This window comes from Sphingomonas sp. CCH5-D11, from assembly GCF_001557395.1.
Classification (GTDB): domain Bacteria; phylum Pseudomonadota; class Alphaproteobacteria; order Sphingomonadales; family Sphingomonadaceae; genus Sphingomonas.
Map to the genome: position 1 here is coordinate 1 of NZ_LSKH01000229.1, position 10,173 is coordinate 10,173.

At 69.4% G+C, this 10,173-nt stretch carries 6 protein-coding genes; 2 read left to right on the forward strand and 4 right to left on the reverse strand.

Annotated elements, in window-relative coordinates; genetic code table 11:
* Positions 1-216: 216 nt before the first annotated feature.
* Positions 217-1,218, reverse strand: coding sequence for an NAD(P)H-dependent flavin oxidoreductase (locus tag AX702_RS14295; RefSeq protein ID WP_066780671.1), 1,002 nt, complete (start codon positions 1,216-1,218; stop codon positions 217-219).
* Between the two features lie 334 nt (positions 1,219-1,552).
* Between AX702_RS14295 and AX702_RS14300 the strand changes: the two genes are divergently transcribed.
* Positions 1,553-2,149: a hypothetical protein gene (locus tag AX702_RS14300; protein WP_066780678.1), complete on the forward strand. Its 597-nt coding sequence runs from the start codon at positions 1,553-1,555 to the stop codon at positions 2,147-2,149.
* A gap of 122 nt (positions 2,150-2,271) precedes the next feature.
* Here the strand turns inward: AX702_RS14300 and AX702_RS14305 are convergent, their stop codons facing one another.
* Together AX702_RS14305 and AX702_RS14310 are read right to left on the reverse strand one after the other, a co-directional pair.
* Positions 2,272-3,366 (reverse strand): PepSY-associated TM helix domain-containing protein, encoded by a 1,095-nt coding sequence (locus tag AX702_RS14305; RefSeq protein WP_082746275.1) that lies wholly within the window; start codon positions 3,364-3,366, stop codon positions 2,272-2,274.
* Positions 3,366-5,495, reverse strand: coding sequence for a TonB-dependent receptor (locus tag AX702_RS14310; RefSeq protein WP_197420617.1), 2,130 nt, complete (start codon positions 5,493-5,495; stop codon positions 3,366-3,368). The genes AX702_RS14305 and AX702_RS14310 overlap by 1 nt, the downstream gene beginning before the upstream one ends.
* A 221-nt stretch (positions 5,496-5,716) precedes the next feature.
* On the opposite strand from AX702_RS14310, the gene AX702_RS14315 reads away from it, so the two are divergent.
* The gene (locus tag AX702_RS14315) at positions 5,717-7,315 is read left to right on the forward strand and encodes an ABC-F family ATP-binding cassette domain-containing protein (protein WP_066780676.1); all 1,599 of its coding nucleotides are present in this window, start codon (positions 5,717-5,719) and stop codon (positions 7,313-7,315) included.
* A gap of 39 nt (positions 7,316-7,354) precedes the next feature.
* On the opposite strand, the gene AX702_RS14320 is transcribed toward AX702_RS14315, so the two are convergent.
* Positions 7,355-9,406, reverse strand: a complete 2,052-nt coding sequence (locus AX702_RS14320) for a M13 family metallopeptidase (RefSeq protein ID WP_066780677.1) — start codon at positions 9,404-9,406, stop codon at positions 7,355-7,357.
* Positions 9,407-10,173 lie beyond the last annotated feature (767 nt).

Here is a 10,173-nt window from a genome sequence, read left to right on the forward strand (position 1 = left end):
GCCGGGATGAAGCAGCGCGTGAGCCACCGCAAAACGTCCACGAACCGCTTAGCCCGCCCTCCCCGTCATGCCGGGCTCGTCCCGGCATCCAGCGCGCCGCAAACCCCAAACCGTCGAATCCGCGGAACACTGGATCCCGGCACACAGCCGGAATGACGCAGCGCGTGAGACTGCAAAACGTCCACGAACCGCTTAGCCGCCCTCAACCCCCGCCCCTCACGCCGCGCGCGCCGCGCGCTCGCCCACCATCGCCGGCAAGCGCTGCGCCACGATTGCCTCCGCCTCGGCCACCATCCGTTCGATCAGCGCCGCGACGGTGGGAATGTCGTGGATCAGCCCCTGCGCCATCGACGCCCAGTAAATGCCCGCGTCCAGATCGCCCTGCTCGATCACGATCTGCCCCTTGGCGCCCGCCACCAGATGCTGGATGTCGGCAAAGGTCGATTCCGGCTGCGCGGAGATCCGCACCACTTCGTCCGACACGGCGCTTTTGCCCACGCGCGCGGTGTTGTGGAACTTGCGAAAGATCAGGTTGGTGCCGCGCTCGTCATTGTCGACATAGGCCTGTTTCACGCGCGGGTGGATCGGCGCTTCTTCCGTCGCGCAGAAGCGGGTGCCCATGTTCACGCCGTCCGCGCCCAGCGCCAGCGCGGCGACCATGCCCCGGCCGTCGGCGATGCCGCCGCTGGCGATCAGCGGGATCTTCACCTTGTCGGCGGCGGCGGGGATCAGGATCAGGCCCGGGATGTCGTCCTCGCCCGGATGGCCGGCGCATTCGAAACCGTCGATCGAGATCGCGTCCACCCCCTTGCGCTCGGCCGAGAGCGCGTGGCGCACGGAAGTGCATTTGTGCAGGATGCGGATGCCGTGCGCGCGAAACATCTCCCACAATTCGGCGACGGCGGGCGTGCCGGCGGTTTCCACCGCCTCGATCCCGGCATCGATGATCGCCTGGGCATAGGCCTTGTAGTCCGGCGCGTTGATCGTCGGAAACACCGTCATGTTCACGCCGAACGGCTTGGACGTCATCGCGCGGCAGCGTTCGATCTCCTCGCTGAGCGCCGCCGGCGTCGGCTGGGTCAGCCCGGTCAGGATGCCGAACCCGCCCGCGTTGGAGACGGCGGCGGCGAGCGGCGCGCGGCCCACCTGCTGCATCCCGCCCTGCACGATGGGATGCTCGATGCCGAGCATGTCGGTGATCCGCGTCTTGAAAGCCATGGCCATCCTCTCCTGCGCGCGCCCTCCACCGGGGCCGTCCTGCCGAGTGAAAGGCGTCGCAGGCTCCGGCCCCGCAGGCAAGACAGGTTCGCCTTGCCGCCGCCCAACCTCACCTCCTTCGCATCAAGGGCATAAGGGGCAGCCGAAGATCACCGCCGCGCAAGGCAAAAGCGCCCGCCGCGCGACCGGGCGGTCCGCTCGCGCGACGCAGGCGCGCCCGGCGCAATCCGGTCGCCCCCGTCGCGGCGCGGTCCGGCTGCGCCAGCCCGTCCGCTACAACAGCGCCATCGAACAAGCCGCCACCTGCCCGCCGTTGAACAAGGGGAATGACGCGATGAAAACGCTGCTCGCCGCCGCCGCCATGCTTCTGCCGCCCGCCGCCGCCCTGCTCGCCGGCGCCCCCACCAGCGCCGCCGCGCAGGCCGTGGTGATGCCCGCCGCCTCGCCCAATGTCCTGCGCGCCGGCACGCCCGTCGCGCTGCGGCTGATCGAAGGGCTCACCACGCGGGAAAAGAACGCGCGCATCAACGATCGCGTCCGGCTGGAGGTGGCGGAGGCCGTCGCCGTCAACGGCGCGGTAATCATCCCCGTCGGCAGCCCGGCGATCGGCGAGCTGACCGACGTGCGCAACAAGGGCATGTGGGGCAAGTCGGGCCGCATCGTCGGCCGCGTGCTCAGCGTCAACGCCAACGGCCGCACCATCCGCCTGTCGGGCACGTTCGACAGCAAGGGCGGCTCGGGCACCGCCGGCGCGGTGGCCGTCTCCGCCGTGGTCTTCGCGCCCGCCGGCTTCTTCATGACCGGCAAGAGCGCGGACATGCCCGCCGGCACCATGCTGCGCGGCTTCATCGAGGAAGACGTGCCCTTCGCCCTGACCCACGCCGCCCCAGTCGCCGCGCCCGTCGCCGCCCCGATGCTGGTGTCCCGCTAGCGCTGCGGCGCCCCCAACCGATCCGTTCGTCCCGTGCCTGTCAAACTGCGCGCTGGGAACAACTCTCCTGCGCAGGTCTGGACGAACGGATCCAGGCGATCGAATACCGCGGCGTCCGTCATTCAGGTCACCCGCGCGGATGCCGCCGCGGCGCGCGTCCGCTTGCGTCGATTGGCCCGCCCGATATTGGCACGCGTCTGCCAGAATCCGAACACCGCAAGGCTGCCAAGCATCGCCAGCGCAAGCCCGGACGCGGTGATCGCCAGCTTCCACGCCAACCCGCCGACCTTGGCGGCGTGAAGCGGATACAGTTTCTCGCGCACATATTCGTGTCGCCCGGCACTGGCCGGATCCAAGATGCCCAGAACCGCATTGGTGGCGGGATCGACATACAGGAACGTGCGCCCGTTGGGTGTCCATTCGAACCGCTGGCGCAGCCGCAGCACCAGCGGCTTGCCCGCCTCGCGCGGCCATTGCAGCCGGCGCAGCGCCGCGCCGGGGAATTGCGTCTGCGCCGCGGCGAACAGGCGCGCATAACGGGGCCGCGCGCCCGGCCCTGCGTCGGACGCCGCCGGCACCTTCGCCGCCGGTGCAGCGCCCAGCGGCGAGAGCACCCACTGCCCCACCGCCGGAAGCACCATCATCACCCCCGTCAGCAGCGACAGCGTCAGCAAGGGCGCGGTCAGCACGCCCAGGTCGCGGTGATGATGCACAATCGCGCCTGACGTCATCTTCGCCGGCCACAGCCGCGGGCGGAAACGGGCGCGCGTCCGCCACCACAGGATCACCCCGCTGACGACGAAAAACAGGCCGATCAGCCCGGCTATTCCGTTCACCGTCTCGCCCGCATCGCCCAGCAGCAGGCGATGATGAAGGTCGAACAGCCACAATTCGGGTCGCTGCCACAGGCCGTCCCACCGCGCCACGATCTCCCCCGCCTGGCTGACATAGGCGCCCCCGCCATCGGCATAGCCAAGCTGGTGAACCCCCAGATCCTCACTGGCGAAGGTGATCCGGTCGATCGGCGGCCCCGTCGTTGCCAGCCGCTCCACCACCCGCGCCGCCGCGCCCGGATCATCGCGCAGCGCGTCGCGCGCGTGCGGTACGAGCGTCAGCGCGTCGCGCCACACCAGCACCGCACCGGAAAGGCCGAGCAGCGCGAGCAACGCGCCCGCCAGCCCCCCGATCCAGCGGTGCAGCAGGGCGAGCAGCGCCATCAGAAGGTGGCTTGCCAGCTCAGGGTGAAGTTGCGCCCCCGCCCCGTGTAGAAACGGGCATTGTCCGTCGGACCCTGCGTGTCGCTGTAATAGGTCACATAATCCTTGTTGCCGAGGTTCTGCACGCTCAGCATCACCCGCCCGACCGGGATTTCATAGGCGATCGATGCGTCGAACAACTGATAGCCGGTGAAATCGTTTGCGATCGGCTGTCCTTCGAAGCGGCGCGACAGGTAATAGCGGCCCTGCACCCGCGCACTGAACCGGCCGGCGGCATATTCCGCATTGAGGTTCAGCCGGTCGGGGGAAATGTTCGCGCCGTCCAGATCCGCCTCCAGCAAGCCGTCGTCATTGGTGTCGGTGCGCCCGTTCACATGGCTGTAGCCGAAGCCCAGCTTCAATCCCGGCAGCGGCGTCAGCGTGTCGAGATTCAGCTCCAGCCCCTCGATGTCGATCGGCTGGCGCACCACGTTGAAGATGCCATCCGCGTTGCGCACCAGCACCGATCCGGACTTGCTCGATGACCAGTAATAGGTTGCGCTGGCGGTCAGCGGTCCCTGCTTCACCTCCACGCCCACTTCGCGATTGTTGGAGATCACCGGGGTCAGGTCGAGAAAGTCGTCGATCCGCACATTGGGTGTGCTCACCCCGCGCAGCACGCGGCCGATGTCGGCGATCGTATATCCCTCGGCATAGCTGCCATAGGCGCGGACGCCCGTCATCGGCTCCACCACCACGCCGCCATTCCACAGCGCGCGATTGAACGATGGCTTGCCCCCCGTCACGAACTGCGCGCCGGAACTGGCCAGCGTGGTATAATCGGGCACGTCGAGGCGCACGTTCTCGTAACGCACCCCGCCCGCCAGTCGGACAAGCCCGTTCAACAGTTTCAGATTGCCCTGCGCAAAGGGTGCCAGGCTGCGGAAATCGGTCTGTGGCACCCAGCTTCTGCCCGTCTGCACCAGCGATTGCTCGGTCCGGTCGATCAGCGCGTCGAAGCCCAGCGTCATCGTCAGCGCCTCGAACCCGGGCACCGCGCGTTCATAGCTCACCTTGCCGCCCAGCTTGCGCGAGACGTTGCGCGACTGGTCGAAAAGGGTGCCGACCGGCGCGATCCGCGCATCCTGGAACGTCGCCAGGATGCCTCCGGCGAAGGTATCGCTGGTGCGGTTGTAGAAACCCTGCAGCGTGAAGGCGCCGCCCGCCAGGTCGCCGTCGGTCAGCGAAGCGGACACCATCTGCGCGATCCCTGTCGATGGCTGGCCGGGCGTGGTGCCGCGCCGCGTGGTGGCCGGCGTGCCGGTCGCGCGATTGCCGTCCACCGGCACATAATGGTTGTTGCCCTCCAGCCGGAAACGATTGGCGATGATCTCCAGCCGCGCCGTGTCCGACAGGTCCACGCCGATGCGGCCGAAAAAGGACAAGGTATCCGTGTCCTGGATCTCGCTCTGGTTGCCGTCATAACCGATGCGCCGCCCGCGTCCGTCCAGAAACGCGCCGCGCCGCTCGAACGTCGCGCCCGCCGTCGCGTCGAACCGCCCGCCGCGATAGCTGACGAGCCCGGCAACCTTGCCGCCCAGCGCGTCGCCGGAAAAATCGTCGCCGGCATTGCCCTGCAAGAGGGCGCGTCCGCTCCAGCCGTCCTCGCGCGGGGCACGCGCCGTCACCTGGTTCACCACGCCGCCGGTTGCGCCGATGCCCTGCAGCGCGTTGGAGCCGTAGATCACTTCCACCCGGTCGATGAAGAACGGGTCGATGGTATAGCCGTCGCGCGCACCATCACGGATCGGGGTCGTCTGCGGAATGCCGTTGATGGCATAAAGCGGCGAGCGACCGCGCAGCGTTTCGCCGGATCCCGTGATCTTCTCGCGCGTCGGGGAAAAGGCCGGCAGCAAGGCGGAAATCGCATCCACGACCGATCCGGACACCGTCACCTGCCGCGCCAGGGCCTCGGTGTCGATCACGTCCACCGTCAGCGGCAGGGCGCTCGCCGGCAGGTTGGTGCGTGCCGCGGTGATCACGATATCGTCGCGGCTCGTGCCTCCCGCTCCGTCAGTCCCAGACAGATCCTGTGCATGGGCGCTCCCGGCCCAGGCTCCAGCGGCAATCAAACACGTCGCAAGCTTCATCACGTCCCCCCAGGTGGCGGGGCGCTGCATAGAAACGATGCGATGATGTTGCAAGTGTGTCGCAATAGCCATTTGCGTTCAGAGGCTTGGCGCGCTGACCCCCGCTGGCGCGCGCCGCGCGCAGCCGCTATATCCGCCGCTCACCTGCACAGGAGCCACGCCCGTGAACAAGCCGATGATCAGCGCCACCCGCCCTGCTCCTCGCTTCTGTTCCGGTGCCCATGTCCAGCTTTCTCACCTTTTCGGATCTCGCCGCCGCCGCGCCTGACGGGCGCGCGCTTTTTCACGGCCTCACCCTGTCGGTCGGGGCCGAGCGCATCGGCCTGGTCGGGCGCAACGGTTGCGGCAAATCGACCCTGCTCAGCATCGCGTCGGGCGAGGCGGCGCCGCGCGCCGGCACCATGCATCGCGCCGGCACCTGCGCCATGCTCGTCCAGCACTGGCCCGGCGAGCAGAGGCTGGCCGAGGCGCTGGGCGTCGCCGCGCCGCTCGCGGTGCTGCGGCGGATCGAGGCGGGGGCGGGCAGCGCGGCGGATTTCGACGCCGCCGACTGGCCGCTCGCCGCCGCCATTGACGCCGCGCTCGCCGATGTCGGGCTGGCCGGGATCGATCTCGACCGCCGCATCACCACCCTTTCGGGCGGGGAGCGCACGCACATCGGCATCGCGCGGCTGGCGATCGCCCGCCCGGATCTCCTGCTGCTCGATGAGCCGACCAACAATCTCGACGCCACCGGCCGGGCCGCGATCGCGCGCCTCCTCGCCGGCTGGCGCGGCGGCGTGCTGGTCGCCAGCCATGACCGGCAGTTGCTGGAGGGCATGGACCGGATCGTCGAGCTGAGCCCGGTCGGCATCCGCATCGTCACCGGCGGCTGGTCCGCCTTTGCCGCGATCCGCGCGGCGGAGCTCGCCCGCGCCGCTTCGGAGCGGGATCGCAGCGAGGCGGCGCTTCACGCCACGCGCCAGGCCGCGCAGGCCGCGCGCGAGGCCAGGGATCGCCGCGACAAGGCCGGCCGCGCCTTTGCGGCAAAGGGGTCGGAGCCGAAGATCCTGCTCGGCGCGCGTGCCGAGCGTGCGCAGAACAGCGCCGGCGAGGGGCGCCGGCTGGCGGCGCGGCAGATCGACGAGGCCGTGCGCCAGCGCGACGCCGCCCGCGCGCAGGTGGAGGTGCTGACCCCGCTCACCATCGATCTGCCGCCCAGCGGGCTGCCGTCCCAGGCGGAGGTGCTGGCGCTCACCGATGCAATGGTCGATCTCGGCGGCCGCCGCTTCGGCCCCTGGACGCTGGCGATCCATGGGCCGGAGCGGGTGGCCATCGCCGGGCCGAACGGCGCGGGCAAATCCACCCTGCTGCGCCTCGCCGCCGGATCGCTCGCCCCCGCCGGCGGCAGCGTGCGGCGGCGCGGCGAGCGGATCGTCCTGCTCGATCAGCATGTCGCCTTGTTGGCCGATGACGACACGATCCTCGCCAACATGCGCCGGCTCCACCCCGGTCTGGACGCGGAGGAAGCGCACGCCGCCTGCGCCCGCTTCGCCTTTCGCGGGCGCGATGCGCAGCGCCTGGTCGGCACGCTATCGGGCGGGGAGCGGCTGCGCGCCGGGCTCGCGGCGGCGCTCTCCGGCGTGCGGCCACCATGGCTGCTGATGCTGGACGAGCCGAGCAATCACCTCGACCTCGCCGCCATGGAGGTGCTGGAACAGGCCCTTCGCGCCTTTGACGGCGCGCTGCTCGTCGTCAGCCACGACCCCGCGTTTCTCGGCGCGATCGGCATCCAACGCACCGTGGATCTCGCCGCCCTGCCCCCCGCGCCGGTCGGGTGACGCGCGCGCCGCCCTGCCCGGCCCGCCCGGCCAACCCGATCACCAGATGCGCACGCGCTGCTCCGGCGCCAGGTACAGCGGCGCCTTCTCGTCCGGCGTGAACGCAGGATACCAGGGGTCCAGGTTGCGCACGATCCCGGCGCGCTGCTGAGAGGGCGAATGCGGGTCGGTCAGCAGCCGCTGGCGCAGGTTCGCCTCGCGGTAATTGCGCCGCCACACCTGCGCCCAGCCGAGGTAGAAGCGCTGGTCGGCGGTGAAGCCATCGATCACCGGCGCCGCCTTGCCGTTCAGCGAGGCCATATAGGCATCATGCGCCACGGTCAGCCCGGCCAGATCGGCGACATTCTCGCCCAGCGTCAGCGCGCCCTTCACCTTCATACCAGGCAGCGGCTCATAAGCGTCATATTGCGCCACCAGCGCATCCGTCCGCTTCTTGAACGCGGCCACATCGGCCGGCGTCCACCAGTCGGTCAGCCGCCCCTCGGCATTATATTTCGCGCCCTGGTCGTCGAAATGATGGCTCAGCTCATGGCCGATCACCGCGCCGATCCCGCCGTAATTCACCGCCGCATCGGCATTGGGGTCGAAGAACGGCGGCTGCAGGATGGCGGCCGGGAAGACGATCTCGACCATGCCGAAATTGGCATAAGCGTTCACCGTCATCGGCGTCATGCCCCATTCCCAGCGCTGCAGCGGCTTGCCGAGATGGCCGACGTTCCACTCATGCGCCCAGTTCGCCGCGCGCACCTTGTTGCCGAAGGCGTCGCCGGACACGATCTGGAGGTTGGCATAATCGCGCCAGCGGTCGGGGTAGCCGATCTTGGGGGTAAAGGCGGCGAGCTTCGCATGCGCCTTCACCTTGGTCTCGGGCGCCATCCAGTCGAGCTGGTCGATCCGCCGGTCCATCGCCGCGATCACGTTGCGGACCAGCGCGTCCGCCCCCGCCTTGGCCTCGGGCGGGAAATAGCGCGCGACATAGACCTGGCTCACCTCGTCCGACAGCGCCTCGCTGGTGAAGTCCACCGCGCGCTTCCAGCGCTGCTCCTGCTCGGGCGTGCCGGACAGAACGGTGCCCTCGAACGCGAACACCGCCTGGTCGATCGCGGCCGGCAGCACATCGGCATAGCCTTCCAGGCTGCGCACGATCAGCTGGTCGCGCAGCACCCCGATCGGCGCGGCGGCGATCAGCCGCGCCTCGCCCGCGATGGCGGTCGGCTGCGCCACCAGCAGCTCGCTCACCGGCGCGCCGATCCCGGCGAGATAGGCGGCATAGTCCAGCCCCGGCGCCATGCGCGCCAGTTCCGCCACCGTCATCTTGTTATAGGTCTTGTCGCGGTTGCGGCTGTCGATCCGCGTCCAGTGCGCCTTGGCGATGCCGGTCTCGAGATCAAGGATTGCCTTCGCCCGCGCGGCGGCATTGGCCTCGCCCGCCAGCGTCAGCATCCGCGTCAGATGCGTCAGGTAAGCGGCGCGCGTCTCGGCCAGCTTGGCGTCGGTCGACAGGTAATAATCGCGGTCCGGCATCCCCAGCCCGCCCTGGCCGATCCGCACGACATACGTTTCCGGCGACTTGTCGTCCTGCCCGAAATAGCTGCGCAGCGGGATCGCGATCCCCATCCGGTCCGCCTCGGCCAGCAGTGCGGCATAGCCCGCCTTGCCGTTCAGCGCCTTGATCCTGCCCAGCCACGGCTGGATCGGCGCCAGGCCCTTGGCGTCGATCGCCGCCTGGTCGAGATAGGTGGCATAAGCCGTGCCGATCTTGGAATCGCCCTTCGCCCGCGCCTCGTCCAGCAGGCCGCGCGTCCGCTCGGTCGACAGATCCTCCAGCAGGGTGAACATGCCATAGTTGGACTTGTCCGCCGGGATCGGCGTGGTCGCCGCCCAGGTGCCATTGGCATGGCCGTAGAAATCGGTCCCCGGCGCGATCGACCGGTCCATCCCCGCCACGTCAAAGCCAAAGGTGCCGATCTTCGGCGCATCCGCCGCCGGCTGCGCAGCCACCGCGCCCCCCACGGGCCGCTCGACATTGGCGCAGGCCGCTACCAGCGAGACGGAGGCGAGCAAGGCGCCGGTACGAAACAGGGTCAGCATGGAAATTCCCAATTCTTTTCGGACGTTCGCCCACCGGTGTAGCGCGAAGCACGCGCCAAGGCCAACATGGTAACATTCTTTACGACCCGCCCGGGCGCACGCGGGATCGCGCGATGATAACCACCTTCGGCGAAGGTCGGGGCCGGGTCACGGAACAAGAGGAGGCAGGCGCAGCGGCGATCACCGCCACCTTCCCAACTGGACCCCGGCCTCCGCCGGGGCACAACAGCTGACAAGGGACCGCCCCCCTCCGCTCGCCCCAGAAAACCACGTCATCCCGGCCCGCGCCGGGATCCAAGGTTCCGCAAACGCACCGCCGGAATGTCCGCGCCTCCCTGACTGCCCGAACAAGCCCGGCATGACGGCACGATCACGCAAAGGAACGGATCAACCACCCCCCAAACCCACCCCGGCGAAGGCCGGGGTCCAGTCACGGAACAAAAGACGGCAGGCACGGAGGCCACCACCACCGCCTTCCCAACTGGGCCCCGGCCTCCGCCGGGGCACAACACCTGACATGGAATCGCCCCCCTCCGCTCGCCCCAAAAGCCACGTCATCCCGGCCCCGCGCCGGGATCCAAGGTTCCGCAAACGCAAAGCCGGAAGGTCCGCGCCCCCCCCTGACTGCCCGAACAAGCCCGGCATCACGGCGCGATCGTGCGAGAGCGCAGATCACCAACCCGCAAACCCCACCCCGGCGAAGGCCGGGGTCCAGTTACGGAGCAAATGGCGGCAGGCGCAACGGCCATCACCACCGCCTTCCCAAC

What these genes read in the sequence shown, in the direction of transcription:
- AX702_RS14295 (WP_066780671.1), bottom strand. Translation starts at nt 1,218, where the DNA reads ATGGCTTTCAAGACGCGGATCACCGACATGCTCGGCATCGAGCATCCC.
- AX702_RS14300 (WP_066780678.1), top strand. Translation starts at nt 1,553, where the DNA reads ATGAAAACGCTGCTCGCCGCCGCCGCCATGCTTCTGCCGCCCGCCGCC.
- AX702_RS14305 (WP_082746275.1), bottom strand. Translation starts at nt 3,366, where the DNA reads ATGGCGCTGCTCGCCCTGCTGCACCGCTGGATCGGGGGGCTGGCGGGC.
- AX702_RS14310 (WP_197420617.1), bottom strand. Translation starts at nt 5,495, where the DNA reads ATGAAGCTTGCGACGTGTTTGATTGCCGCTGGAGCCTGGGCCGGGAGC.
- AX702_RS14315 (WP_066780676.1), top strand. Translation starts at nt 5,717, where the DNA reads ATGTCCAGCTTTCTCACCTTTTCGGATCTCGCCGCCGCCGCGCCTGAC.
- AX702_RS14320 (WP_066780677.1), bottom strand. Translation starts at nt 9,406, where the DNA reads ATGCTGACCCTGTTTCGTACCGGCGCCTTGCTCGCCTCCGTCTCGCTG.